The organism is Neolewinella aurantiaca, from assembly GCF_008014675.1.
GTDB classification, from domain to species: Bacteria; Bacteroidota; Bacteroidia; order Chitinophagales; family Saprospiraceae; genus Neolewinella; species Neolewinella aurantiaca.
In genome coordinates this window covers 18360-45340 of sequence record NZ_VOXD01000038.1, presented here as the reverse complement: position 1 = coordinate 45340, position 26981 = coordinate 18360, and the positions used below count along the sequence as shown (strand labels likewise).

Here is a 26981-nt window from a genome sequence, read left to right as displayed (position 1 = left end):
TTGATGGCAGCCCCGGGTGCTCTCTGAGTGCGATTTTTTTACTCCCGCACTCAGAGTGTGTGGTTACCGCTTGCGCCCGGAGGACGCTGCGATATGTTATTTCACCATGATCCGGGCCCCGTTCGTATTCGCGCCGAACTCGGGCGCGTACATACACTGCACCCGGCCGAGGCCGTTGCTGAAGCTGCCGGCGTAGGTAGCGAACAGGTCGTACTCCACGGTAAACGTGCCTTTGGGCAGGTGGTCGATGAAGAAGTTCGTGGCCAGGTCGCCGGGCGCGAAGTAGTAGCCCAGGCCGCCTTTATACTGGTAGCCGGAGAGCTGTTCGATGGGCTCGAAGGTGGCGGCGCGACGGTCTTTGAGGTGAACGAAATCCAGCTCGCGGTCGCTGCGGAGGGTCAGTTTTACGGTCACGCGGTCGCCGGGGCTGAGCGGATCGTTGGCGGTGATGGGCTCGAGGCGGATGCCGTCTTCGGTTGGGATGCGGCGGAAGAGTTCGCGCTCCAGGGTGAGCGGTCCGTCGCTGGCGGTTTCTACTTTTTCGGCCAGTTCGGTGTACTGCCAGTAGACGCCGCCCCACACCAGACGATTGTCTTTGTTCTTCACCTTTACGGAGGCGAGTCCGCTGGTGATGTCATCGGCGGCAACGTCTACCGAGAAGGCTCCGGTTGCGGCTTCCGCAGTTTCCTGGGCGGCGCGCACGCGGGATGCAAGGTTCTTTTTTGAGGCAAAGCCGGGCCACTCTACCTCTAATGGTTTACCTGGTCCTTCGGTCCAGTTGGTACCAGTATTGAGCAGTGCGAAGACAGCGGCTGCGGTCGATTTAGTGGTTTCCCAGCGGTTGGTACGTTTGTTGGTCAGCAGCCAGAGGCGCATCTCATCAAGTTCGTCCGTCGTTCCTCCGGCGAGTTGGAAAGCTTCGAGGATCCTACAGTGCGTCTCGATAGGGAGGTTCTGCCAGCGGTAGCCACGACCGTATTTCCAGTACATCCCGAACTCGTCTTTATGAAGGGCCCGCTCACGGAGGGATTCTATGATCTTTTTCGCAAGCCGGGGCTCGTTTCCATTGTTGGTCACGTCCGTTACGGCGAGGAGAGCCTGTTCGTAGAGCCCGTAGCTCAGCCACTGGGCGCTTGCTTGTTCGGTGTAGAACGTCAGGGCTTCCGTTACGCCTTTTTCGGTGTTTACGTTGCCACCCCCGAGTGCCCGGGCGTAGAGGTAATGAACGATGGTGGAAGATGGACGGTAGTCTTTCTTCCAGTCCTTTTGGTCCTTCATCCGGCGGAGCAATTCCTGGTAATCGTCCTTCAGCTCCTGGTCGAGCCAGAGGATGGCACTTTCGGAGATGGAGGTCACGCGGCCTTGTTGGTTGGGCGTTACGACCTTGAGTTGGCGCAAACGGGCGAGGGTCTCGACTACGTACTGCGTCATGTAGCGGTTGCCGCGCCCACCGGGGAACCAGCCGAAGTAACCGGACTGATCCTGGCGGTTGGCGAGCTTGTCCAGGGCTGCGGTTTGCTCGTCGGCCAAACGCTTGAGGTCGAAGAGCTCACCAATGCGGGCGCGCTGCTTGCTTTCGTCTTCGGCGGCACGGAGCCAGGGCGTCTCGGTGAGGAGTGCGTTTTTCAGGTTCTGGTTTTGCTCCAGTTCAGACTTCAGGCCGTTGGTGTCCTTTTGCCATTCGCGGAAGACTTGTTCCAGGATCGGTTTGTCGCTAACGGTTGCGTAAGCCAGCTGGTTGGCGAAGTAACGGTTGGCCAGTTGCTCGGTGCAATCGTAAGGGTATTCCATCAGGTAGGGGAGCGACTTCAGCGCCAGCCAGGCCGGGTTGGTGGTGGCCTGGAAGGTGTAGTTCACGTGCTGCAGGCTGTTGCTCTTATTATCGCCGAGCACGGGCAGGCTGATGGTCTTTTTCTCCTTGCGCTTGAGGTAAAATGGCTGGCTGACGGTAATCAGCGTCCGGTCCGTCAGAACGGGAATAACGTTCTCCTCGCCGTCGGAGAAACTTACCTCCCCAGGAGAGGGGCCGGGGGAGAGGGATTTGGCAATGACGCGGTAGCCGATGGGGCCGTTGGCGGAGAATCCATCGGGGATGGTGAGAGCAAAGCTTACGGATTCACCAGAGTTCGGGGCGATGGTTTGCTCTTCTGTCCATTTCCCTGCACCTGCGGCCGCGCCCAAAGAAGCCAGTACTTCGGGAGAAAACAATTGATCGGTTGCGGGGTCAAACAGCTCCAGCGTTACGGTTGCGTTCATTGCTGTTTCGGTCATATTGTTGACGCGGGCGGTAAGGCCAATCTCATCGCCTTCGCGAACAAAACGCGGCACATTGGGCAGTACCATCAGCTCTTTCTGCGTAACAATGGTCTGCTCAGAAACGGCTGTTGCCAGCTCTTTATCGTGGGCGAACAGGCGGAACTTCCAGCTCGTCAGCGCCTCCGGGCTGTCGAAACTGATCACAAGGTTGCCATCGTCGTCGCTCGTCAGATCGGGTAACCAAAATGCCGTTTCCTGAAGCTTTGTCCGGATTTTTACGGGAGCATCGGTCTCTTCTTTCTCTGGCTTGGGAGCGGGCGGCGGCGGTGGTGGCGGCACGCTTCCGCCAGCACTCGCCGGGGCTGCTGTATCCATAGACATTTCTTCCACAACCGGTGAGGCTTCGACACTATAAGCAACTGGTGCGGCGCTGCGTTTCATCATGGCGCGGTCGCCCCGCAGGTTGGCTTCGTAGCTATAGCGCCCAAAAGGGCTAAGGTCAAGCTGTGGCAATTGTGGTGTGCCTTTCAGGTCGGGCCAGCGAAAAGTGCTCCGCCCCGATGCACCAAGAACGCCATCGGTAAGCATGTCCATTTGCTGGAGGTAGCCGCTGAACCCGGGAAAAGGACTAAAACTCCAGCCTGAGTTCGGGCTGATCTGGTCGAGACTGGCGTCGTACATCGACGCAAGAGCGGCGGCGGGTACGGGAGTACCGTCGGCGTTCTTTACCGTCAGCGTCCACCGTTCAGGCTCGCCCGGACGGAGTTTATCGCGGAAGGTGGCGTAGTCAATCTTCAGCTTTTTGTTGTCCCAGCCGAGGTTGAAGCGCTCGCGGAAGTTATGGCTCTTGTTCTGACTCACATAGCCGACGGTGAGGGCGATGCCGCCCCGGTCCGCATCCGTTGCGGTGTAACTAAAAACGGCTTTCTTGTCGGCGGAGGTTTCCACCCGATCGTATCCTTTGCGGCTGGCCCACAGCCCGTTCACATTAGGGAGGGCTACAGCGGAGACCAGCGTCATCGTAAAGGTTTCGCCTACCTTAGGATTCCGGTTGCTCACTTTCGTAAAATTGGCTACGCCTGCGGGTAATTCGGCTTGCGCAACGTCCAGCACAGCGAAGGTGGATGAAGCTCCGGCTGTCCCGTCAGGGTACGTCCAGTCGACCCGGTAATGGCCGACCGGCCAGCCGGCTGCGGCCAGGTTGAGGCGGGCCTCACCCTTCACGACTTCCAGTTCACCCTGGTGTACCGGTGCTCCGGAGGTGGGCCATTCTTCCAGCTCCGTCGTTTTTCCGGTCGCGAAACCGGGGAAGCGGCGTTGGTAGTCATTCTGGTCCAGGATCGGCCGGTCGGGGAAGCCCCATTTCCGTTCTTTGAGGGATGTGCCCGGTTTTGTAACGGGCGTGATGGTAAGCGATACCGTCAGGTTTTCGTCTCCGCCGGCGGCGAGGATGGTGAGGCTGTCGGCTTTGTCAACCATCTCTTCAGAGGGCTGTAAGGCAATGACGGGTTTGTCGCTCCGCAAGCTGATGCTGGTGGAGGCGTCGTGGGTTTCGCCCGTGCCGTCGGCTACGTCTGCTTCGACGACAAAGCGGAAGCGTTTGCGGCCTTTCTGGTTTTGTTTTTCGGGCGTGAACTTTACGGTGAATTCGCCCTGGCCGTTGGTTTCGGTCTCTCCGTCCGCGATCAGTTCACGGTCATTATCGTTACTACGGCCCCACCACCAGTAACTCACTTCTTCGAGGAAGACGCGGTAGTTGACTTTTGCTCCGTCGAGGCCCGGGCCGGCGTATAATTTTGCGGCACCTTTCACTTCAGTCTCTTCTTCAGCTACGGCGTAGTCGGGGCCGTCCAGTTCTACTTCGAAGCGGGGCCGTTTGTATTCTTCCATACGGAAGCTGATCCCTCCGCCATCGGTCTGAATTTGAAAGTTGCCGGTCAGGCCACCTTCAGGAAGCTTAAACTCGGCGCTGAAGCGGCTGTACTCGTCGCTGGTTACGGTCACTTTGCTAAGTTCCTGGTAATTGGGATCCCGCAGAATCAGCTCACGTGTCTGGCCGGTGAGCATCTCCGGCATTTCGTCCGGGTTCTTCTGCCAGGTAAGGCCGTAGATTTTTACGGTCTGGCCGGGGCGGTAGATGTTGCGATCGGTAAAGAGGGGCGTTAACGGGTAAGTCCGGCGGTTGTTTTCACGGTAGGTGCGGAAGTAACTGTCGTTGGTAACAAGTTTATCGTTGTTCGCCCGGTCGGTGAGGATGAAACGGACGGAGGACCGCTCGATGTCCGGGTTCTCGAAGCGGCCGTCGGTACCTGTGGTAACGGTTTTGAAGGTGTTCCACTTGCTCCGGTTACGCTCGTTCATGCGTTGCATTTCTACCCTGATGCCAGCTTTGGCGGCACCGGTGGTCCGGTCCACCACTTCGCAGTAGTAGTCTTCGCCATCGTGGTAACGCGCTACGGCGAGGTCGCTGACCTGAAAGCTGGTGACGGCGAGCTGTCCTTTTTCAAGGTCGAAATTTGCATCGCTGCTGGAGACAAGGTAGTAGCGACCGGGTTTCTGGGCCTTCAGCCAGGTTTCGGTGCTGTGCTGTTCGTAATCGTCGTTAGCCGCGAAGCGGAAATCGGCTTTTTCCAAAGGCCTTTTAGACACCAGCTTAACCAGTGCTTTCTCATCGAACCGCCAGCGATCGAATTCCTCTTCGGGACCGGATTCCGGGGCAGGGTAGAGGCGGTGGTAAATACGGTCGATGTTCCGGTAATTGAGCGAAATCAGGATGTTTTCTTTTAGACCATAGACGGACTGAACATTCACGCTGAGAGATTTCGCCATAATCTGCCGACGGAGTTGTTCGGCCGGAGTGGCAACGTCAGGGTTTTTATCGGTGATCCGGTCAAGAATGGATAGAGCGTTGGCTTTCGGTTGTTCTCCGGTGGCTTCGTCATTTTCATAAGTGCTGGCGTATACCTCAGCTTCTTTGACCAGAAAGATCTGTCCGCCCGGCGTGTCTTTATAGGTTTCCTGCATCCGGCGCAGGGCCGCGAGGTAATCGGATGTAGCTGCGCCGAGTTGCCTTACGTATTCTATCCGGTCGATATCGACGGACATCAGCGCGGTGGAAGGAGGGCCGAGGTGGAAGTTAGTAAGGTCTTGGTAAATCTTCAGCTTGCGGTAGGTGCCCGTTCCCTCAGTGGCATTGATCGGCATCGCGGCGAAGGCCGCGGCGCTGCCGAGGTACTGCTCCGGATTACTTATCTCGGCGTCGCCTACGCTGAGCAGCGGATTGCCCAGCATGCTGAGCGATTCCCGGACAAGGAGGTCGTAAAGTGTTGGTCGTTCGTCAACCCGGGCACTGTCGTTCGTCACGATAGCTGGTACGGAGGAGAGTGGGGTACGCGCAGTGCTTGCCAGCTCCAGGCTCGTAAAAAGGTGTTTTTCGGCAGCTTCCACGAGTTGCGGCAGGTTCCAGTCTTCAAGAGGGCGCTCAGCGGCGGGGATGGTATCGGTGGTCTCCGCAGTATTGTTCCGCAGCCGCCAGCTATTCTGGCGGGCGTATTCGTAATAGCTGGAACCGAGCAGGTAGTTCAGCACCGAGGCTACTACCGGACGGTCATTACTGGCGGCCAGTTCGCGGTGGATCAGCCGGATGGCTGCGTCCTGACCTTCTTCTTCGGTTTGGCTGGTAAATTCTGCGCGGTACGCAAGCGCTTTGATGGCTTGGTCTTCGTCACCGTTTTTGATAGCAAGGTTATAGTATTCCTCGGCTGCTTCCAGTGCGGTGCGGGGTTTACCGGCTTTCATAGCGGTTTCAATCTTGTCTTTTTCAGCCTGGTAGTTCTGGCTCATCAGGTTAGCGGTAAATAATAAAACGAGGGCGATCAGTAAATGGCGCATGGGTAAAAGCTTTAAATACATCGGTAAGATAAGAACAGTGGAACACAAGGTTATCTTGTATTCGGAACATGGATGCACGTTCGCCCGCAGGTGCATACGCTGCGGATGTTAAGGAAATACAAAATCTGTAAAAGGGAACAGGCTCAGGTTTCCATCCGCACACTGGCAAGGAGGCGGCGCGAACGCAGGTGCAAACGAAGTTGAAGGGCGCAAACCAGATTGTCGCTCAACCCCCTCCCGGCCTCCCCACATCGCTACCCGGGGAGGAGCAATCGCGACAATCTGATTTGCTCCTAAGTTGAACGATCAGTGATCGGTAGCAGGGCAGAAAATGTTGCCCTGCACGTCATCAGTCTTCCAGGTGCAAAACCAGAAGTGGTGTTTCGGGGTGCAGAATCATCTGCTTCGTATCACTGGTGTGGAACAGGCTGGCCCAGAAGCCGCGCTGCTTGGTCACCATCACGGCCAGCTCGATGGGTTTGGCCTGGAGGTAATCCACTAAGCCTTCCTGAACGGAATCCGCTGTTACTTCCTGGATTTCGAAGGCAAACTCAGGGTCAGGGTTGTTGAAGAGAGGGGCAAACAGGCTTTCGCGTTTTCCTGCATGTTGTCCCTCTTCGTCGTTGATGTGCACAAAGTGGACCCGCGCGTGGAAAAGATCATTGAACGCACGAAACTTAAGCACTGCCTTACGGCTGAGCGATAAGCTGTTGCTTGCGTAAAGGATATTCTCGTATTCTTTGAATTTTGCCCGGTCAGGAACGAGCAAAACAGGGCAACTTGCTTTTTGAGAAACTTCGGAAGCGATGCTTCCGAATACTTCTTCCAACAGATCGGCATCTCCGGTACAGCCCATTACGACGATGTCGAAATCTTTGCTGTGCTCAACGATTTTATCAGCCGCAAAACCAAGCAACAGCTCTGATTTACGGGTGATGCCTGCCGGAGCAGGAGTGCTGGCGAGGAATTTCTCAAAGGCTTCGTCCCGTTGGTCCATCAACTCTCCCATCGGAGGGACAACGAGTACGTCTCCGGTAGCAACCTGGGGCGTGAAAACGTGGATTACCTTTACTTCGGTAGCCATGGTAAAGGCGGCGAAGGCTTCAGCATAGTGGAGGGCGGCGGCGGAGCCGGCGCTAAAATCTACAGGGACGAGAATTTTCTTAATCATGGGGGGAGATTTCGGTTAAGAGTATGCTTGCTGAAAATCCTGGTACGCGGAACCAGCCTCAGGCGGCCGGGGCAATTGCGTGCCTTAATTAAAACATAGCGCCAAAAGAACAGACTTTAAAGTGGAGCAGAGATAGAGGGGAGCTCCTTGCGCGAAGATAAAACGCAATGACGGCTTCTAATGCTCGATTCTTCGTTCATTTCCAATCCATTTATTCTTTGGCACGTTACATAAAGCGTCCCTAACCGTCAGAACAAACATATGCCTTTAGCTTTCATGCCCTTAATCTGCTCCACACGTACCGCCCAGGCCGGAGAATTGCTCTCTGTTCGGGGGCTAGAGCATTGGAAGCTCAGAAGGTTTCCCACCGGCGCGGCGCTGCGCGCCGCCTGGCCGGAAACCTTCCGGCCGGATGATTTCTGGGTGAGCAAAGAAGTGCTCAGTTTCCTGACGGATAACCCACAGGGGCTGGAAACTGAAGCCGTTCTGCTGGAAGACAGCAGGAACTTCCGCCGTGTTCTGCTCACTACCCAAACGTTCTCTTTCAGTGCTGCCGGGCAGGTAAAGGATGGAGTCAAAGGGCAAACTTCCGGGTGGGATCTTCGGCGGCGCATGCTTGCTCCTTTCTCTTTTAGGGTGCTCTCCATCGGACAGTTCCTCACTTCAGGCAACTTTTCTACGGATGGCCTGGCGCAACTTCCGACCTCAGAAGCCAGTAAGTTGTTGCCGGCTGTTGCCGAAACACTGATGCGCCTGAGACCGGGATATGCAGCTGCTGTTTTTAAGGATTTATACCCCTCTGATCATCCCGTCGTGGAAACACTACAGACGAATGGCCATTTCCTGATGCCTTCAGATCCGGTGATGAGGATAGATATTGCCGCAGACTGGCAAACTTTCGAGGATTATCTCGCTGCGCTAACAAGTAAGTACCGTGTTCGCTACCGCCGGGCCCGGAGTAAACTGGAAGGAATTACCTCCCGGCCGCTCTCCGCAGCAGAGGTAAACCGTAACAGTGACCGCTTTCAGGAACTGTACTATGCCGTCAGCGGAGATGCAGATTTCAACGCGGCCAGCCTCAGGCCAAATTATTTCTCCTGGCTCGCCTCGCTGAAGAGTTGCAAATCAAGTTTTCAGACGGTAAAGTCTTCGGTCGGTTCCTCAAGTAATTGCGCAGAAGTTGAGACTGCAACGTGCTTTACCGGCTATTTCGACCAAAGTAATGAACTGATTGGCTTTACGTCTGCTGTGCCCAACGGTGACGTGCTCCACGCACACTTCCTTGGCCTTGTAGACGAATATAAGTACAGCCATCACCTTTACCATAATATGCTGTTCGATTTGCTGGAGCAGGCTATCGGGGGAGGCTTTCGAGCACTGGATTACGGACGTACCGCACTAGAGATAAAAAGCTCCGTAGGAGCCAGAGCAACTAACTTTGCTGTACTGGCGAAGGCCCGCTACAATTGGTTGAATCGTCTAATCCCGCTGTTTACTCCTGCGGTGTATGCTGCCCCGAAGTGGGTAGAAAGAAATCCGTTCCGTGGGCGCTGATTGCAAGGCTTCTAAATTTATTTGTGTGCATTGGCGGCAATAAGACAGATTGGTCGGGAATGATGTTTTTTACATCTAAACGACCGTCCGAAGCCAACCTTCCGACCGCTTCACAGGTTCCTTATTGCAGTTAGTTGGCATACTGAATGTTTCGGAAGTTTAATTGGTTAATCTTCTTATTTTCAGCAATAAATTTGTATTATACAGCGTCGGTTAACTGCCTGTATTATAGAGTGAAACCTAAGAGCAATGAGTACACGAAGAAATGTTAAATACCACTATCTGAAAACCAAGAAAGCGTTGAATGAAACTATGCAGCGCATCCTGGACATTAACCGTAAAAGACGGTTCTTTAGTGAAGATGCTACCCGTAAGGAAGAGCTCAATGAGGAGCTGAAAGTCCTCAATGCGGTAGCTGAAAATCAAGCTTTGCGCCTCCGGACTTTTGAAGTAAGGATGAGGAGCCAGCAGGAAGACGCTGCATAGATAAACCACCCCAATTGCGGTCCGCAAAGATGTCGGCTTTAGCCGATCAACCCGGGCAATCGCAAGTTCTGATTTCACCTTATGGCAACGGCAACTTGAGTTGTCGCCTGATGGTCAGTAAAATCCCTGAACCGAAGGTCCCGGAACTTGCGATAGCTCCGGGCCTTCAGCATAAGCTATTTCAGAAATCCGAGTAATTCGGTAAGCTTTTCCTCGGTCATTACTTTGGGGAACTTGATCTGGCCGCCCTTCTTTTTTGATTGTTCGAGAAAGTCGTACAGCCGGTCGGCAGGAGCCACCTTCACTTTGATTCCCTTGAGGGCTTTGGTCCGTGCTACTTTGTAGTTTTTATTGACTTCCTTCAAATGGGCGTCGATAATTTTCTCGGCTTCTTCTTCGCTGAGTTCTCCACTTTCGAGGCCTACGACCCATTGGTGGTAGTAATCGTTGCCATCTTCGGTAGAGATGGCTCCTACGGTAAATTCCTTTACCTGAGAGTTGGTCGCTTCGTTGAGGGCTTTGATGGCGGCATTCAGTTTCTCTTCTGAGAGCTGCGAGCCCACTACGTTGAGCCAGTATTTAGTTCGGCCGGTAATGACGATTTCCATCTTCTCTTTGTCCGTGAATTTTATGGTGTCACCGATCATGTAACGCCATGCTCCGGCGGGGGTAGAGGCAATCAGAGCATAATCTTTGTTTTCCACCACTTCACGGAAATCGAGAACTTTCGGTTTAGGGAGGATGGTGCCGGTTTCGTCGAACCCATCGGCATCGTGGGGTACAAATTCGAAGTAAAGGCCGTGGTCAAGGGCCAATTGCATCGACATCGTCTCCGGTCGGGCGTTGAAGGCGTAAAAGCCTTCACTCGCCAGGTAAGTATCCATAATGATGATGGGGTGGTCCAGCAATGCCTCAAAGCTTTTGCGATAGGGCTCGAAGGCAACTCCCCCGGTAGTGTAAACTGCGAGGTTGGGCCATATCTCATGAATGTTTTTCAGCTTGTTCACTTCAATGACCTTACGGAGCATCATTACCATCCAGCTGGGTATTCCGGCCAGTGCGGCCACATCCCAGTTCGGGGCTTCTTCGGCAATTCGTTGTACGCGGCTGTCCCAGTCGGGAATGCTTGCGATCTCGAGTCCTGGCTTGTAGTAACCCTCCATGAAGCCTGGCATATTGCTCACGTTGATCCCGCTTATTTCGCCTTCCATAGCGCCAAACTTGTTCTCTTCCAGGTCAGCGGAGCTGGTGAGCATCAGAATATCTTTTTCGAAAAGAGCGGCGGGCAGGTCGAAGTTGGCGAGGCTTTCTGCCTGGGCGCGGCCAACCCTCTGGGTACATTCCAGCATTTCGTTGGTCACCGGAATGCGTTTCGATTTTTTGCCGGTGGTTCCGCTGCTGAGGGCGTAGAAGTCGGGCTTCCCGGGCCAGGTGATGTCGGGGAATTTCCGTTGCTGTTTCCACCAGAATTCGTTCATTCGGTTGTAGTCGTGCAGGGGGACACGCTTGGCGTAGGCTTTACGGATGTCATCCGCTTCCAGCAATCCGGCAAAATCGTAGAACTTTCCGAAAGAGGTGTCTTTTGCGGTCTCCAGCAGGGTACGCAGTTGGTTTTCCTGAGCCGCAGCTGGGTCGGAAGGTTCCTGAGGAAGCAGGTTGTGCTTGGTCTCCAGAAACGTTTTTATGATCTGTCCGAAAAATGCCATTGGGGTGTTTTGAGGGTACTCTGGCTTAACGGCTTTAAACGATGTAGTGTTTGCCTGGCCGTGAGGTATTTGAGGGCTCGGCAGCAGGTGCAGGGCCAGTTGAAGGGCCCGGGGAGCACCCTGTTGGGTATTTACCCTGCGGAAGCATCGTTGTTTGCCTGCGGCCAGGGCGAGGTTTTGTTCTGGATAGACGAGCCCCAACGGAGTACCCGGCTTCCGTCAACCGGACCTTGGACCGGCGTCTGCGCCCAAGAAATGCAGGAGACCTATATTGCACCTCACAATTAGCCTTTCATGCACCATTTTCGTCTTTTACCACTACTTTTTATAATTGGTCTTTTCACTTCCTGTGGAAGCCCCGATCCTGCTGTGACTGCCGATATCACGGTGGCGAAGTGGCAGAAAATAAGCCTGGAATTTGAAGGGCCGGAAACTGATGAGCTCGCTGATGTCAATCCGTTTACAGACTACCGGCTCGATGTGACCTTCACCAACGGAGATCGTGAAATCACCATTCCGGGGTACTACGCAGCTGACGGCAATGCCGGGGAAACGGGAGCTGATGCCGGCAACGTGTGGATGGTGAACTTCCGCCCCGATCAGGAAGGAAGCTGGACCTGGAAAACGGACTTCCGGCAAGGGGAAAACATCGCTACGAACGGATCTGAAGGAGATGCCGTCAAGCACGAAAAGGGTACCGGGTCTGTTTGGGTAATCTCCCCCGTTGGCGGCGAAACCGGCCGGCTGGTACGCAACCACCCCCGCTACCTGCAGTGGGCCGAAACGGGACGCTATTTCCTGAAAGGAGGCGCTGATAGTCCCGAAAATTTTCTTGCCTATAAAGACTTTGACGGAACGTACCGCCACAGCAACGATTTCCGGGATGGAGAGAGCAAAACGGAAGGCCTGCACCATTATACCGCTCACGAAAAAGATTGGAAAGAAGGTGACCTGACCTGGATGGACGGCAAGGGGAAGGGCATGGTTGGCGCTTTGAATTACCTTGCGGCTAAAGGAATCAACAGCTTCTATTTTCTGACCATGAATATAAACGGCGACGGCAGGGATGTCTGGCCTTTCGTGACGCACGACGACTTTACCCGCTTCGACTGCAGTAAACTTGATCAGTGGGAAATGATCTTCGATTACGCCGATGACGAACTGGGAATGATGCTGCACTTCGTGCTGCAGGAAACCGAAAACGAAACGCTGTTTGACGGCGGAGACACCGGCCCCGAGCGGTCGCTCTACCTGCGCGAACTGATTGCCCGCTTCGGTCACCATCGAGCTGTAAACTGGAACCTGGGCGAAGAAAACGGTCCCAATCAGTGGTCGGAAGCAAACGGCTTTATGACCAACGCCCAGCAGGCAGCAATGGCCCGGTTCCTCGCCGAGAACGACCCTTACGACAACTACGTAACCGTGCATACGCATCCGGTACAGAAAGAACGCAAAGAAATAATTGACCCTCTGCTCGGCAACGCCGACTTCGATGGACTCTCGCTGCAGATACACATCCCCGAAGAATGTCACGAGCAAACGAAGTACTGGATTGAGTCTTCCGCCTCTGCGGGCGCTTCCTGGATAGCGACCATCGATGAAATCGGACCGTGGTTCCGGGGGCTGGACCCCGACGACCGGGCACCCTACAATAATCAGGACTCGGTGAGGGCACTCGTTCTGTGGGGTAACCTGATGGCCGGAGGAGCCGGAGTAGAATGGTACTTCGGCGCCCATAATGCCCACAACGATCTGGGAATGGAAGACTGGCGCAGTCGTAACCGTGCCTGGGACTGGACCAACCATGCAGTACAGTTCTTTCAGGAGAACGTTCCTTTCGACGTCATGGAATCTCACGACGAACTGGTGGACGGAGAGGCCTATTGCTTCGCCCGGCCGGGAGAGGTGTACCTGGTTTATTTTGCCTTCAATGAGGCCGCAGAACTCGACCTTAGTCAGGCCCCCGGAAAATGGAATTTGAGGTGGTTCAACCCGCGAACGGGAGAAGTAACAACCGGAGCATCGGTAAGCGGTGGAAAGAAGGTGAAGTTGGTCGCTCCGGGAGAAAGCGATTTTGCAGCACTATTGACCTTGTAATTTGTTTTTATTTTAAAATTTAAAAACAAATGCGTATGTTTGAGGTGCAAAACAGGACAACCTTCCTACGGATTACTCGCAAGGCCACAGCTCATGCGGGAAGATTTTATCCATTTTATCTGGCGACAAGTTCGCTTTGACCTTCGTAACCTTACTACCACTACCGGAGAATCGGTATCCATTCAGGACTTCGGTCGGCACAATACCAATGCCGGTCCTGATTTTAGCGGAGGGCAGGTAAGGATCGGTGGTTTTCAGTGGGCTGGCACCATCGAGATGCACGTTAATTCATCTGACTGGTACCTCCATGGGCACGAGACGGACCCCGCCTACGAGAACGTTATTTTGCACGTCGTCTACGAGGAAAACCGTCCGGTGTACCGGCCCAACGGCGAACGGATTCCCTGTTTGGAACTCAAAGGCCGGATCCCTAAAGACATCATCAATACTTACTGGCGGCTGCAGAATAACGAGAACTGGATCCCCTGTAATAACCAACTTCACCTGATCGAGGAGCCGGCCCGCTGCAACTGGCTGGATGAATTGAGCCGGCAAAGACTCAATAGCCGTGCCCGCAGGTTCAGTCTGCGGATGGAGCACACGCACCGGGATTGGGAGGAGGCTTTTTACCAGTCCCTGGCACGGGCCCTTGGGGGGCGTGTGAATGCCGATGCGATGGACATGCTGGCCCGTTCGGTTCCGCTGCGTGTCTTGCTGAAGCACAAGCACAGCTTATTGCAACTCGAAGCACTCTTGTTCGGTCAGTCTGGCCTTGTACCTGAGTATGCGGAAACAGAGGACGCTTACGTAACCCTTCTGCGGAGGGAATATCAACTATTGCGGGTAAAGCACAGCCTACGGCCGCTGCCAATTGCAGCCTGGCGCTATCTGAGGTTGCGGCCCAACAACTTCCCTACCGTGCGAATCGCACAGCTGGCTTCGATGTTGCACCGGACCGGACAGTTGTTCGGCAAAGCGCTGGCTGCTGCGGACACGAAGGAACTGAAAAATATGTTTGAAGTAAAGCTCAGTAATTACTGGCGGGTTCACTATCGCTTCGGGAAAGAAGGTAAAGCCGGAAATCGTCGTTTAGGGGCTTCCACAATTCGTTCTATTCTGATCAATACCATCGCGCCGTCGCTCGTTGCTTATGCCGATCAACGAAGCGACGAACGCTTTCGCGAGCGTGCTACGGAGATTCTGCAAAGTTTACCTGCAGAGAGCAATTCTGTTCTTCGCCGCTGGTCTCAACTTGGGTATGCTGCAAGAAATGCGGCGGATAGCCAGGCTCTACTGGAGTTGAAAACCAACTTTTGCGACGCCAAAAGGTGTACGGATTGCGCAATTGGTTGCCAATTGCTCAGCCGACCCTACAATGCAGAGGAGGAAGGGCCGCTACTGACCCTGAATGAGGAAGCACAGGTCTATTCACTTATGGAGAGGTGAATCTGTGGAAACCTGAACGGTGCCGGAAATGTGAGAATGCGAGGGCTGTCGGGTTAAGTCCCAGGACCTAGTTGGAGAGCATTACCGGCATCACCAGCATCATGATCTCTTGTCCGCCAGCTTGCTCGGTAGGGAGCAGAATGCCCGCGCGGGTAGCGGTAGACATTTCGAGTTTGATCTCTTCGCCTTCAATCACACCGAGCATTTCGACGAGGAACTTGGCGTTGAAACCGATGGTGAGAGGGTCACCGCTGTAAGAACAAGCGAGCTGTTCGGTGGCTTCGTTGCTGAAGTCGAGATCCTGAGCAGAAACGGTAAGTGAACCATCGGAGATCGTCAGGATCACCTGGTTGGTTGTTTTGTTGGCATAAATCACGATCCGCTTGAGCGACTGCTGGAGATCGGAACGTGAAATGAGCAACTCGTTGGGGTTGTCTACGGGGATGACCGCATTATAGTCGGGGTAGCGGGCATCGATGAGTCGGCAGGCGAGTTTGTTGTCACCGAAGGCGAAGAAAGCGTTGGCCTTGTCGAAAGAAACGGAGACCTGCTCGTCGGTAGCCGGGAGGGCGCCCTTAAGGAGGTTAAGTGCTTTCTTAGGAATGATGAAGCTTGAAGTTACTTCGCCGGTGATGTCGCTCAGGCTGTACTTCACCAGTTTATGCGCATCAGTGGCAACCATTACGAGTTTGCTGAAGTCGACCTGAAAGAAGACACCGGTCATGGCCGGGCGCAACTCATCGGTAGATGTGGCAAACAGCGTTTTAGTAATGCCTTCCTGCAGTGCGAGGGAAGAGACGCTGATTTCGTCGGCGTCGGTAGGCTGAGGAATGTCGGGGTAGTCTTCACCATTTTCGCCGGCGAGCTTGTAGGAGCCGTAAGCCGAAGTGATCTTGATGCCGAAGTTGTCGTCATCGATGGTGAAAGTGATGGGCTGCTGGGGCAGCGCTTTGAGGGTGTCGATGAGGATTTTTGCAGGCACGGCTACCGTGCCGTTGCCGTCTGCATTGACCTCAAGAGAAGTGGTAACACTGGTTTCCAGGTCCGTCGCGGAGATCGTAAGTTGATTGCCTTCTATAACGAAGAGGAAGTCTTCGAGGATGGGAAGTACCGGGTTGGAGCTGATGGCACCACCGGCGAGGGTCAGTTTCTTTTGCAGGTCGGAAGAGGAAACGCTAAATTTCATACGGTGTTAGACTTTCGGCAAACTTACGGTATTAGTTGCTTAGTTCGTTAATTCTTTGGATCGTTAGTTTAGGTAGTTTTGCACATTCGGTGGAGAACGCCTGTAGTTACAGGGTTTATGAGCCATTATTACCCGGTTATTCGAGCGGGTTTCCGTCTTCGTTCAGGCGCATGTTCCAGAGGGAAAGTGAAACTGGTCTAGACCTGATAGGCATCATCGCAAGAGGGAGACTGTTAAAAGCAAACCCAAAGAAAATAGAAAGGAGTGTTTCATGTTGTAAAAGTAATCTTCACACTCCGCTGTGGAAACAAAGCGCATCTTTGTTTTAACCACCACACTCACCTACATCCACAAGAAAAATATGAGAACTGTTCTTCTGCTACTCTCCCTTTTGCTATCGCTGCCTGCTCTCACTCAGGATTTAAGGATCGAAGAAGACGTACTACCTGAACTGAGGCGATTACTGGATTTGGCCAATGCAGCGTCAAACGCTGAATTAGGAGAAAAAACGCTCCGCTATCACGATTCCATCCGCTATACTCTAATTGATAAAACGGTGTCCGGAGGTTACCTGAAAGACCAGAACGGTAAGGTCTGGAATATGGGGGTGCTGGGAATGCCCTATGTTCTGCACGCCGTTCATAAAAGATCAATTTCCGGCTTTGAAAGCCTGAGCCGGATTGCAGAGGAGTTCGCCGATGAAGTAATGGTATTTGTGATGGTCGCTAAACCCGAAGATGAAGGGGATGATGATTGGTTGCAGGGCCTAAGCGACCGCCTGGTCATCGTTTACGAAGAAAACGTACGCTCCCTGAATACCTTTCCCACTGACACCCGTCTGCTCGGTCTCATTGGCTACCCGGTAACCTATTACGTCCGTACAGACCGGACGGTAGCATTGGCCCAATGGGGCGGGATGACCAATCAGGGTAGGGCGTATAAGGAAAGAAGAAATAATGTCAGAGACCTGTTGAGAGGCCGTCTTCAAATGAACTGGCGTTAAGCCGATGCAACTGGTTAGTCATCCTCCCGGGCAATTGAGGGAAGCCGTAAGCAAGCTAAAATCCCCCCGCAGATCGGTAAACAGATCAACATATGATACTTCAAACATGCTTAAACATTAGCTTTTAGTCGGTTGTAAGCGAAGCAGACTGTTATCTTTGCGGCCTCTTTTGATGGTCTGCTAGTTTTCCGGACCCTTACCTTATTGGGCGTTGAGCCGGATTTGGTGATTCCATAAGCTGGCATACTAACAGTCTAAAAGACTACGAAATGACCAATATACACCCTATCCATGATCGGATAGTTCAGCGAGCTGAACGTGAAATCGGAAACGGACACCGTGCCGGCGTTATCTGGCTTACGGGCCTCAGTGGCAGCGGAAAAAGTACAATTGCCGCAGCCGTGGAACGGGAGCTGTTCACCGCTGGCCATTTCGTCGTTCTCCTCGATGGCGACAACGTAAGGACTGGCCTCTGCGGAGACCTGGGCTTCAGCCTCGAAGACCGCAAGGAAAACATCCGCCGAATTGCAGAAACCGCCAGGTTGTTTGTGGCGGCGGGGGCGCAGGTGCTGTGTTCGTTCGTGAGCCCAACCCGCGAAATCCGCGCTATGGCCCAGGATATCATTGGCGCAGAAGACTTTTACGAAGTCTTCGTCAATACCCCGCTGGAAGTCTGTGAGGCCCGCGACGTAAAGGGGCTTTACGCCAAAGCCCGGGCCGGAGAAATCAAAGGATTCACCGGCATCGACAGCCCCTACGAAGCACCCGAAAATCCGTTTCTGGATCTCAAAACCGCCGAACAAACCGTAGCTGCTTCCGCGCAGGAAGTCGTCCGTGCTATCCGTAATGAACTAACTTTGCAGGGCTAATCGATCCTGAAAGAAATTAAACGAATTAATCTATAATGTCAGCAAACTACCAACTAAACCACCTGAGAGAGCTCGAGTCGGAGTCTATCTTCGTTTTGCGCGAGGTAGCCGCTCAATTTGAAAACCCAGTGCTCTTGTTCTCAGGAGGTAAGGATTCCATCCTTATGGTTCACCTGGCGATGAAAGCCTTCCACCCGGCAAAGATTCCCTTTACCCTACTTCACGTTGATACCGGCCACAACTTTCAGGAAGCCCTGGACTACCGCGATGCGCTGGTCGAAAAACTAGGTGTAAACCTCGTGGTTGGTTCCGTTCAGGAAGCAATCGATACCGGAATGGTACGCGAAGAGACAGGCTTCAACGCAACCCGTAACTTCCTGCAGACCGCTGTACTGCTCAAGTCTCTCGAAGACGGTAAGTATGATGCTGCCCTCGGCGGTGGCCGCCGCGACGAAGAGAAAGCCCGCGCCAAAGAACGCTTCTTCAGCCACCGCGATGAGTTCGGACAGTGGGATCCGAAAAACCAGCGCCCCGAACTGTGGAACCTCTTCAACGGCCGCAAACAATACGGCGAGCACTTCCGCATCTTCCCGATCTCTAACTGGACCGAACTCGACGTTTGGCAGTACCTGGCCGTGGAAAACGTACAACTGCCAAGCCTCTACTTCGCCCACGAGCGTGAAGTACTACACCGCGACGGCATGCTGCTGGCCACCGAAGGAGGTCTCATCCCCGTCCGTGACGACGAAAAGGTTGAGAAGCTAATGGTGCGTTGCCGTACCATCGGAGACATTACCACCACCGGTGTGTGGAGATCGGAGGCAGCTACCCTCGAGGACATCATCGCTGAGGTTTCTATGGCCCGCCAGACCGAGCGCGGTGGCCGCGCAGATGACAAGCGAAGCGAAACCGCAATGGAGGACCGGAAGAAGCAGGGGTACTTCTAGTCTGTAAGACTGGTAACCCAACCGGTCGTTGCGGTTACCGTATCCGGAGAAATCAGGTTTCATGTACCGTTCTCCCTTCAACCTAAACATTGCACCTGCGTTCGCGCGCCACAAAAAACTAAAGAAAATGACCTTAGATAATACTGAACTCCTACGTTTCACAACAGCCGGCTCTGTAGACGACGGCAAATCAACCCTCATCGGCCGTCTCCTCTATGATTCAAAGTCCATCTTTGAAGACCAGTACGAGCAAATCGCAACCACCAGCTCTAAGCGCGGTGAAGAAGGCGTTAACCTCGCCCTGTTAACCGACGGCTTGAAAGCTGAGCGTGAGCAAGGCATTACAATCGACGTAGCTTACCGCTACTTTGCTACGCCAAAGCGTAAGTTTATTATTGCCGATACCCCCGGCCACATCCAGTACACCCGTAACATGGTGACTGGTGCATCTACCGCCAACGTTGCATTGATCCTGATCGATGCCCGTCACGGTGTGGTGGAGCAAACCCGCCGCCACAGCTTCATCGCCAGCCTCCTCCAGATCCCTCACCTCATTGTTTGTGTAAACAAGATGGACCTGGTTGATTTCAGCGAAGAAGCTTTTAATAAAATCAAAGATGATTTTCAGACCTTCAGCCACCGGTTGGATGTGAAAGACATTGACTTCATCCCGATGTCCGCTCTCCTCGGAGACAACGTGGTTGAGAAGTCTGAGAACATGGACTGGTACGGTGGCTCTACGCTGCTTTACAGCCTGGAGAACGTTCATATTGGCTCCGACAACAACTTCATCGATTGTCGCCTTCCGGTACAGACTGTTATCCGCCCTTACAACGATGAATACCACGACTACCGTGGCTACGCCGGCCGTATCGCCGGAGGCGTCTGGAAGAAAGGTGACGAAGTAACCATCCTGCCCAGTGGCTTTACCACCAAAGTTGCAAAGATCGATTCTTACGACGGTGAGCTGGAAGAAGCCTACCCGCCAATGTCAGTAACTATGTTGCTGGAAGATGATATTGATATTAGCCGCGGCGATATGATCGTTCGTACCAACAACCAGGCTGAAGTGACCCAGGATGTGGAAGTGATGCTCTGTTGGTTCAACGAGCGTCCTCTTCAGCCAGGCGGTAAATACGGCATTATGCACACGACCAAAGAGGCACGGTGTATGGTGAAAGACGTTCGCTACCGTCTTGATATCAACTCGCTGCACCGCGACGAGGAGAACAAAGACATCAAGATGAATGACATCGGTCGGGTACTCCTCCGTACAACGGCACCGCTCTTTGTTGACAGCTACCGCAAAAACAGAATCACCGGTTCTGTTATCCTGATCGACGAGCAAACCAACGAAACCGTTGCTGCAGGAATGGTCATCTGATCCGGCCACCAGTAACCGATGAAATTTTCGGGTGCGGGAATAGCTTCAGGGCTGTTCCCGCATTTTTGTGTGCGAACAAATATACCGACGAAACGCAGTAAGTAAACACCCGGTGGAAAGACCTAACTTTGCCTCCCCCCAAGCCATTTTTATGCCCCGTTCTCTCTTACTCTTCTTGGTTCTCATTCCCTTACTGGCTGCTTCGTGCTACGAAGACAATATTGCCTGTCTTGACCTGGACGCAACGAACTACGACATCCTGGCCGACCAGTCGTGTTCCGACTGCTGTGTGTACCCTACCTTTAGTATGGATGTAGATCGTTTCTGGGCCGACTCGGCATTCCTTGCGACCGATGTGTACCCCGACGGAGCAGGAAACGAAATCAGGGTGCTCAACTTCAGGGTGTACCTTACAGAATTGGAACTGGTGGCAGGCAATGAGTTGTTGCCGACGCCCGTAAACGAAATTGAAGTGGGCGTAGTCAGCGGTAGCGATACGGTGCTGACTGATTTCAACGCCAATTTGGTGCTGCTGAATACGACGGGGTCGACAACGAGCACCGTGGGCCGGCTCAGCGTAGGGGAAACGGCGCTGACGCAGGTGCAGGGAAGGTTGGGAATGGCGGAGGATTTCCCTGCCATCGTCCCTTCCTCTGCACCTGCGACCTCGCCCCTGTCAACCCAGGAGGGCTTACTCAACTTCAACGACGGGCAAGGCTACCTTACCGCTTCTGCACAGTATTTGCTTGTCGCCACCAACGATACGGTACGGATCGACCTTTATAACTCAGAACCGTTTGTACTGGACTTCCCTGTACCGGAGGCACCCGAGCGTGGCGAAGACCTTACCCTCGAGTTTGCCGCTGATTATCGCGAAGTATTTGGTACTATCGATCTTACTGAAGACGAGAATACCGTTGCTGACGGCATTTTTGAGGGCTTAAAAAACTGGCTTATGGTTACAGGAGCCAGGTAACCGAAGGCTAAGGCAGGCGCAGTAACATCAGTGTGATCAAGCCCGTAAAGCAGTAGATACATCGATGTTTAAGCCCCATCAGAGAGGGGGGAGTTCTTCTGCTCAAAGCCATCCGATGCAGATTTATCCCATCGTTCTTATGAGATATGGAGAAAGAATTAGGTGGAATTTGTGAATTTGAGCTAAATTGCGCGGGTTAATTATTCGAAAAAGTAGAAACAAACTCTGCCAGAAATCGGTAGATGACCTGATGTTGTATTTTCAATTGACGGAAAAGCTCTCGATTTAAGGATTGGAGCAAGCGAAAATAGTGTGTACCAAGCGTTTGCGTCAGAATAGGGCTGCAAGCCGTTTTTATCGATCATGTACTTACGGACTGACTTGCTGGCTGTCGTCGGGCTTATCACTGTGGTGGTTAGTTCGCTTACCATTCCCGCCCTTGCGGAGAAACGGAGCCCTGTGCCGGATAAAGACGGTTTTTTTACGAGAAGAGAGGTGCCCTGTTTAACGCTGCTGGCCGCACCGGCCAACGAAAGGCTGTTCTACCATATCCCGAATAATTGGCCGGAACAAATTTTGATCCTCGCTGAGGAAGGTGCAGAGCCGAAGAGATCTTTGCATAAAGTGCACCCACCTATTTAATCGTCAGTTGAGTAGCAGCACAGATGCAATGTGTGCGCTCAACCTTTGATTGTAAACCATTTTTATAAAAAAGTAGTAATATGAAACTTAAAGTCAAAAAAGTTATAAAGAGCGGCCTCTTGCTGTTCGGCCTTTTGCTGGCCGCGCAGTCGGTGTTCGCACAGCGGACCATTACGGGTACGCTGTCAGACGGAGAGACGGGGGATCCCCTGATCGGAGCCTACATTCTGGTTACGGGCACCCAGACGGGGGCTGTTTCCGACTATGATGGGAAGTACAGCCTGGAGCTGCCTGCCGGCGCTACGTCCATAACTGTTTCTTACACCGGCTACGCCGAACAGGTCGTGGAAGTAGGGACACGCTCCGTAATTGACGTTGTCCTGCAATCGGGCTCTCAGTTAGAGGAAGTGGTCGTGATTGGCTACGGTACTGTAAAAAGGGAAGATGCTACGGGCTCGGTGGAAACGGTTTCCGCCAAGGAGTTTAACCAGGGAGCGATTACCTCGGCCCAGGAGCTTGTTTCCGGTAAGGTTGCGGGTGTTCAGGTTACTACCGACGGTTCGCCGGGTGGTGGAGCCAGCATCAGTATTCGTGGTGGATCTTCGCTCAGCGCGAGCAATTCCCCGCTTATTATCATCGACGGCGTGCCGATCGAAGGACGGGACGTAAGCGGTAGCCGTAACCCACTCAACCTCGTTAACCCGAACGATATTGAAACCTTTACGGTGCTGAAAGATGCATCAGCAACGGCTATTTACGGTTCACGGGCTTCTAATGGTGTAGTTATCATAACCACCAAAAAAGGTGCTGCTGGCAGCGGTTTGAAGCTTTCCTACAATGGTTCTGTTGGTGTCAGCTCAGCAGCTAATCGCCTGGAAGTTCTGGATGCAGACGAGTACCGCGCCCTGATCACAGATCAATTCGGGGAAGGAAGCCCGCAGCTGGACTTGCTCGGTGATGCTAACACCGACTGGCAGGACGAAATCCTGCAAACTGCGCTTTTCCACAATCATAACGTAAGTGCTTCGGGCTCGATCAAATCACTCCCTTACCGGGCATCGGTGGGTTATACCAATCAGGAAGGCGTGCTCAAGACAGATCAGATTCAGCGTATTTCTTACGGATTGAACATCAACCCCGGCTTCCTTGAAAATACCCTGCAGATCAATGCGGGGATCAAAGGCATCTCGACCAGCAATAACTTTGCCGACCGCGGAGCGCTGGGAGCAGCCCTCGCTTTCGATCCAACCCGCCCGGTCTTTGCTGACAACGAGTTCGGAGGCTACAACTACATTACTCAAATGGGCAGCACCAACCCGCAAACGCTGGCTCCGGCCAATCCGCTTGCTCTGTTGGAGCAGGTCGAAAACAAGTCGGATGTAAACCGGTACATCGCTAACTTCTCTGCGGATTACCGTATGCCTTTCCTGCCGGAACTACGGGCCAATCTCAATGTGGCTTATGATGTAAGCGAAGGTTCAGGAACAGTTTTCACGCCCGCTACGGCGGCTTTCGCATTCGATGGTGCTAATGCTGGTGGTGCAGATAACAGCTACGACTCTGAGAACAAGAATAAACTGCTCGAATTCTATCTGAACTACGCGGAGGAATTCGAAGGTTTCGGCCTCGACGTACTGGGCGGTTACTCCTGGCAGAACTTCTCTTTTGCCAGTTCTTTCTTCAACCAGCAACTGGACGGTTCTGAACCTCAATCCGGTGAAAGTGCCAGCGAGTACTACCTGCTGTCGCTTTTTGGTCGGGCCAATATTTCAATTGGTGACCGCTTGCTCCTGACCGGTACAATTCGTCGGGATGGCTCCAGCCGTTTCAACGAAGACAACCGTTATGGTATCTTCCCTTCTGCTGCAGCTGCTTACAAAGTAATTGATAATGCTAACAACGAAAAGGGCCTGAACAGCCTCAAACTCCGCGTTGGATACGGTGTAACCGGTCAGCAGGACGTTGGTGGATTTTACCCGTCGCAGGCTATTTACCTTGCCAGTTTTGACGATGCCCGTTACCAGTTTGGTGACCGCTTCATTACCACACTGCGCCCCGAAGGTTATAACTCCGGCCTTAAGTGGGAAGAGTCAGCTACGTTCAACGTAGCGGTGGATTTCGGTTTCTTCAACGATCGGCTCAACGGATCGGTAGAAGTTTACTCCCGCAAAACGAGTGACCTGCTGAACTTTATTCCCGTTCCCGCAGGTACGAACCTGACTAACTTCATTACCTCAAACGTAGGTGACCTGGAGGGGCAGGGTATTGAACTGAGCCTGAACGGTACTCCATACCGTACGAAGAACAGCAGCCTTGAAGTTGCCGTGAACTTCACCATTCAGGACAGCGAGATTACACGCCTTACTGCTACTGAAGACCCGAACTACATTGGTGTTGCCACTGGTGGTATTTCAGGTGGTGTGGGTAACAACATTCAGATTCACAGTGTCGGGTTCCAGCCTTCTTCGTTTTACGTTTACGAGCAGGTTTACGATAACGCCGGCGTACCCGTTGAGGGCGTTTATGTGGACCGTAACGGAGACGGGGTGGTTGACAACGGCGACCTCTACCGCTACGAAAGCCCGCAGGCCAGTTCGTTCTTTGGTATGACGCTGAACTACAACGTTGGCAAGTTCGATCTCTCTACGGCCGGACGTGCCAGCTTCGGCAACTACGTTTACAACAACAACGTGAGTGGCCTGAGCTACGGCGGACTGGTAAACAGTACTGGTTTTGTAACGAACACCCTGCCGGAAATCACGGAAACAGACTTCGAGCAGGTTCGCTACTTCAGCGATTACTTCGTTCAGAATGCTTCTTTCTTCCGTCTTGATCACGTTACGGCAGGATACCGTTTCGATGATGTAGTTGGTGAAGGTAGCAGCATCCGTACTTACCTGACCGTTCAGAATCCATTTGTTATCACTGATTACGAAGGCATCGACCCTGAAGTGAGCGGTGGTATCGACAACACCATTTACCCCCGCGCCCGCACCATCCTCCTGGGAGTAGGCGTAAACTTTTAACATTAGTGCTATCATGAATACAACGATGAATAAATTTTTCGCAGCCTTGCTCTTACTGGCAATGGCCACAGGGTTTACCTCCTGCTTCGACGACCTTAATACCGTTCCCCTCGACCCGGACGAAATCACCGCCGATATCGTGTACGACGACCCTGCTTCTTACGAACAGGTACTCGCCAAACTCTATGCCGGCCTGTCGGTTTCCGGCCAGCAGGGGCCTTCCGGTCAGCCAGACATCAGCGGTATCGACGAAGGATTCTCTACCTACCTGCGCCAGTACTGGAAAGCACAGGAACTTACAACCGACGAAGCCGTGATCGCATGGAACGACGGCAACATCCACGACTACGAAGAACAGGACTGGAGCACCTCCAATGAGTTCATCGCGGCGATGTACAACCGGATTTTCTACCAGATCAGTCTGGCCAATGAATTCATCCGCGAAAGCAGTGAAGAAAAGCTGGCAAGCCGCGGTCAGAGCGGCGACGTTGCAGACCGTGTTGCCGAATACCGTGCCGAGGCCCGCTTTCTGCGCGCACTCAGCTACTGGCACGCGCTTGACTTGTTCCGCAACGTTCCCTTTGTAACCGAGGAGGACGCCGTGGGCGCTTTCTTCCCCGAGCAGGCTACCGCAAGCGAAGTCTTTGCCTACGTAGAATCAGAACTGTTGGCGATTGAAGACGAAATGATCGACGCGCGCCAGAACGAATACGGCCGTGCCGACCGTGCTGCCGTCTGGATGCTCCTCGCAAAACTTTACCTCAATGCAGAAGTGCACGTGGGAGATAACCGCTACGCTGACTGCCTGACTTACTGCCAGAAGATCATTGATGCAGGGTTCAGCCTTGAGCCCGAGTACGCTAATCTCTACGTTGCCGACAACGATGGCAGTGACGAGACAATCTTCCCCATTCTCTTCGACGGCGTCAGCACGCGCACCTTCGGTGGGATGGCCTTCATCGCCCACGCTGCAGTAGGCGGAAGCATGGATCCCGCAGCTTTTGGCCTTGATGGTGGCTGGGGCGGTACCCGCGTAACCAGTGCTCTCGTAGAGAAGTTCCCCTCCGCCGGTGGCGGCGGACAGGTCGTCAACGCACCTGTATTCCCCGGTAATACCTACGAACTACTGAACGTACCCGGCGCTTACCAGGGCTGGGACCCGATGAACGATTCTACCGCACTTGCTAAGCGCGGTGAGGAGAACATCTATACTGGCTACGTTTACTTCCCGGAAGGAGCTGACCTCGCTTTCAAATTTGCCCTTGGCAGCTGGGATGCCGCTTATGGTGTAGATGAAAGTGGTGGCCTCGTAGAAGGCGGCGGTGATAACATCACCGTTGCCGAGGATGGTTTCTACCGCGTAACCGCTGATCTCGACGGTCTTACCTATACTGCTGAAAAGGTTCAGTTCGGCCTTATCGGAAGCGCCACTCCCGGCGGCTGGGACGCCGATACCGATATGACCTTCAACCCGGAAACAGGGGCGTGGGAACTGGAAGTAGCACTGACCGCAGGCAACGAAATCAAGTTCCGCGCCAACGACGACTGGGCCCTCAACTACGGTGATACCGGAGCCGATGGCCTGCTCGAAGAAGGTGGGGATAACATCGGTGTAGTCCGTGACGGGTTCTACAAAGTAAGCTTATACCTCAATAATCCCGACTACACTTTTGGTGTTGAGGTACCTGCCTCCGACCGCCGTGCGATGTTCTTCACCGAAGGACAGACATTGGAAATCGACGACGTAACTCAGTTCACCCAGGGCTACGCAGTAACGAAATTCACCAACCTTACCCGCGACGGTGTTGCGGGCTCTGACCTGGCGTTCCCCGATACCGACTTTTTGCTCTTCCGCCTTGGCGACGTCTACCTGATGTACGCCGAAGCAGTACTGCGCGGAGGTGGTGGCAGCACCGAAGAAGCAGTAGGGTACATCAACCTGCTGCGTGAGCGTGCTTACGGAAATACTGCTGGCAACATCCAGAACAGCGACCTCGACCTCGATTTCATCCTCGATGAGCGCGCACGCGAACTCTACTGGGAGTGTCATCGCCGTACCGACCTCGTTCGTTTCGGACAGTTCTCTGACGGCGATTACGTATGGCCGCTCAAGGGCGGTGCTCCGGACGGAACACAAGTCCCTGCTTTCCGCGACGTTTTCCCTATTCCTTCAGCAGATATCGGCGCTAACCCGAACCTGCAGCAGAACTCAGGATACTAGCAACGACCGTAACGTAGTAGTGGTAGCAGAGGATGACAGCCGTTCATAAGAAAGATGTTGCCGGCTGCTCTCACTACTACGGTTATCGTCTTTTGTGATAATCATTAAATAAAATAAACA

At 53.5% G+C, this 26981-nt stretch carries 14 protein-coding genes and 2 pseudogenes; 12 read left to right on the top strand and 4 right to left on the bottom strand.

The window, feature by feature from the left end; all coding sequences use genetic code 11:
* Nucleotides 1–96: 96 nt before the first annotated feature.
* The gene (locus FUA23_RS19190) at nucleotides 97–6147 is read right to left on the bottom strand and encodes an alpha-2-macroglobulin family protein (protein ID WP_187271134.1); all 6051 of its coding nucleotides are present in this window, start codon (nucleotides 6145–6147) and stop codon (nucleotides 97–99) included.
* Between the two features lie 349 nt (nucleotides 6148–6496).
* On the bottom strand, nucleotides 6497–7318 hold the full coding sequence (locus tag FUA23_RS19185; protein ID WP_147932386.1) for a universal stress protein: 822 nt from the start codon (nucleotides 7316–7318) through the stop codon (nucleotides 6497–6499).
* A gap of 261 nt (nucleotides 7319–7579) precedes the next feature.
* On the opposite strand from FUA23_RS19185, the gene FUA23_RS19180 reads away from it, so the two are divergent.
* Nucleotides 7580–8872, top strand: a complete 1293-nt coding sequence (locus tag FUA23_RS19180) for a GNAT family N-acetyltransferase (protein WP_147932385.1) — start codon at nucleotides 7580–7582, stop codon at nucleotides 8870–8872.
* Between the two features lie 249 nt (nucleotides 8873–9121).
* Entirely contained in the window at nucleotides 9122–9358 is a 237-nt protein-coding gene (locus FUA23_RS19175; protein WP_147932384.1) for a hypothetical protein, read from the top strand.
* A 176-nt stretch (nucleotides 9359–9534) separates the two neighbouring features.
* Here the strand turns inward: FUA23_RS19175 and FUA23_RS19170 are convergent, their stop codons facing one another.
* Entirely contained in the window at nucleotides 9535–11064 is a 1530-nt protein-coding gene (locus FUA23_RS19170) for a GH3 family domain-containing protein (protein WP_147932383.1), read from the bottom strand.
* 294 nt (nucleotides 11065–11358) lie between these two features.
* Between FUA23_RS19170 and FUA23_RS19165 the strand changes: the two genes are divergently transcribed.
* Nucleotides 11359–13161 carry a DUF5060 domain-containing protein gene (locus FUA23_RS19165; RefSeq protein WP_147932382.1) on the top strand — a complete coding sequence of 601 codons (1803 nt, stop codon included), beginning with the start codon at nucleotides 11359–11361 and terminating at the stop codon, nucleotides 13159–13161.
* A gap of 93 nt (nucleotides 13162–13254) precedes the next feature.
* Entirely contained in the window at nucleotides 13255–14607 is a 1353-nt protein-coding gene (locus FUA23_RS19160) for a DUF2851 family protein (RefSeq protein ID WP_147932381.1), read from the top strand.
* A gap of 67 nt (nucleotides 14608–14674) precedes the next feature.
* Here FUA23_RS19160 and dnaN read toward each other — a convergent pair whose 3' ends face one another.
* The gene (gene dnaN / locus FUA23_RS19155) at nucleotides 14675–15793 is read right to left on the bottom strand and encodes a DNA polymerase III subunit beta (protein WP_147932380.1); all 1119 of its coding nucleotides are present in this window, start codon (nucleotides 15791–15793) and stop codon (nucleotides 14675–14677) included.
* 361 nt (nucleotides 15794–16154) lie between these two features.
* Here dnaN and FUA23_RS19150 point away from each other — a divergent pair, with 361 nt between their 5' ends.
* The 8 genes and pseudogenes from FUA23_RS19150 to FUA23_RS23180 all read left to right on the top strand — a co-directional run.
* Complete coding sequence (locus FUA23_RS19150) at nucleotides 16155–16796, top strand: hypothetical protein (RefSeq protein WP_147932379.1); 642 nt, start codon at nucleotides 16155–16157, stop codon at nucleotides 16794–16796.
* Between the two features lie 269 nt (nucleotides 16797–17065).
* Nucleotides 17066–17665 (top strand): adenylyl-sulfate kinase, encoded by a 600-nt coding sequence (gene cysC, locus FUA23_RS19145; protein ID WP_147932378.1) that lies wholly within the window; start codon nucleotides 17066–17068, stop codon nucleotides 17663–17665.
* 35 nt (nucleotides 17666–17700) lie between these two features.
* Entirely contained in the window at nucleotides 17701–18612 is a 912-nt protein-coding gene (gene cysD, locus FUA23_RS19140; RefSeq protein ID WP_147932377.1) for a sulfate adenylyltransferase subunit CysD, read from the top strand.
* 127 nt (nucleotides 18613–18739) lie between these two features.
* Nucleotides 18740–19996 (top strand): sulfate adenylyltransferase subunit CysN, encoded by a 1257-nt coding sequence (gene cysN, locus FUA23_RS19135; protein WP_147932376.1) that lies wholly within the window; start codon nucleotides 18740–18742, stop codon nucleotides 19994–19996.
* Nucleotides 19997–20147: 151 nt separating this feature from the next.
* A complete protein-coding gene (locus tag FUA23_RS19130; protein ID WP_147932375.1) occupies nucleotides 20148–20972 on the top strand; it encodes a hypothetical protein in 825 nt (274 codons plus the stop codon).
* 722 nt (nucleotides 20973–21694) lie between these two features.
* Nucleotides 21695–24640 (top strand): SusC/RagA family TonB-linked outer membrane protein, encoded by a 2946-nt coding sequence (locus FUA23_RS19125; protein WP_147932374.1) that lies wholly within the window; start codon nucleotides 21695–21697, stop codon nucleotides 24638–24640.
* 13 nt (nucleotides 24641–24653) lie between these two features.
* Nucleotides 24654–25391 (top strand): annotated as a pseudogene (locus FUA23_RS23185) (RagB/SusD family nutrient uptake outer membrane protein); the annotation flags it as partial.
* 942 nt (nucleotides 25392–26333) lie between these two features.
* Nucleotides 26334–26861, top strand: a pseudogene (locus tag FUA23_RS23180) (RagB/SusD family nutrient uptake outer membrane protein); the annotation flags it as partial.
* Nucleotides 26862–26981 lie beyond the last annotated feature (120 nt).

What these genes read in the sequence shown, in the direction of transcription:
- FUA23_RS19165 (WP_147932382.1), top strand. Translation starts at nt 11,359, where the DNA reads ATGCACCATTTTCGTCTTTTACCACTACTTTTTATAATTGGTCTTTTC.
- FUA23_RS19170 (WP_147932383.1), bottom strand. Translation starts at nt 11,064, where the DNA reads ATGGCATTTTTCGGACAGATCATAAAAACGTTTCTGGAGACCAAGCAC.
- FUA23_RS19130 (WP_147932375.1), top strand. Translation starts at nt 20,148, where the DNA reads ATGCCCCGTTCTCTCTTACTCTTCTTGGTTCTCATTCCCTTACTGGCT.
- FUA23_RS19180 (WP_147932385.1), top strand. Translation starts at nt 7,580, where the DNA reads ATGCCTTTAGCTTTCATGCCCTTAATCTGCTCCACACGTACCGCCCAG.
- FUA23_RS19160 (WP_147932381.1), top strand. Translation starts at nt 13,255, where the DNA reads ATGCGGGAAGATTTTATCCATTTTATCTGGCGACAAGTTCGCTTTGAC.
- FUA23_RS19150 (WP_147932379.1), top strand. Translation starts at nt 16,155, where the DNA reads ATGAGAACTGTTCTTCTGCTACTCTCCCTTTTGCTATCGCTGCCTGCT.
- dnaN (WP_147932380.1), bottom strand. Translation starts at nt 15,793, where the DNA reads ATGAAATTTAGCGTTTCCTCTTCCGACCTGCAAAAGAAACTGACCCTC.
- cysD (WP_147932377.1), top strand. Translation starts at nt 17,701, where the DNA reads ATGTCAGCAAACTACCAACTAAACCACCTGAGAGAGCTCGAGTCGGAG.
- FUA23_RS19125 (WP_147932374.1), top strand. Translation starts at nt 21,695, where the DNA reads ATGAAACTTAAAGTCAAAAAAGTTATAAAGAGCGGCCTCTTGCTGTTC.
- FUA23_RS19185 (WP_147932386.1), bottom strand. Translation starts at nt 7,318, where the DNA reads ATGATTAAGAAAATTCTCGTCCCTGTAGATTTTAGCGCCGGCTCCGCC.
- cysC (WP_147932378.1), top strand. Translation starts at nt 17,066, where the DNA reads ATGACCAATATACACCCTATCCATGATCGGATAGTTCAGCGAGCTGAA.
- FUA23_RS19190 (WP_187271134.1), bottom strand. Translation starts at nt 6,147, where the DNA reads ATGCGCCATTTACTGATCGCCCTCGTTTTATTATTTACCGCTAACCTG.
- FUA23_RS19175 (WP_147932384.1), top strand. Translation starts at nt 9,122, where the DNA reads ATGAGTACACGAAGAAATGTTAAATACCACTATCTGAAAACCAAGAAA.
- cysN (WP_147932376.1), top strand. Translation starts at nt 18,740, where the DNA reads ATGACCTTAGATAATACTGAACTCCTACGTTTCACAACAGCCGGCTCT.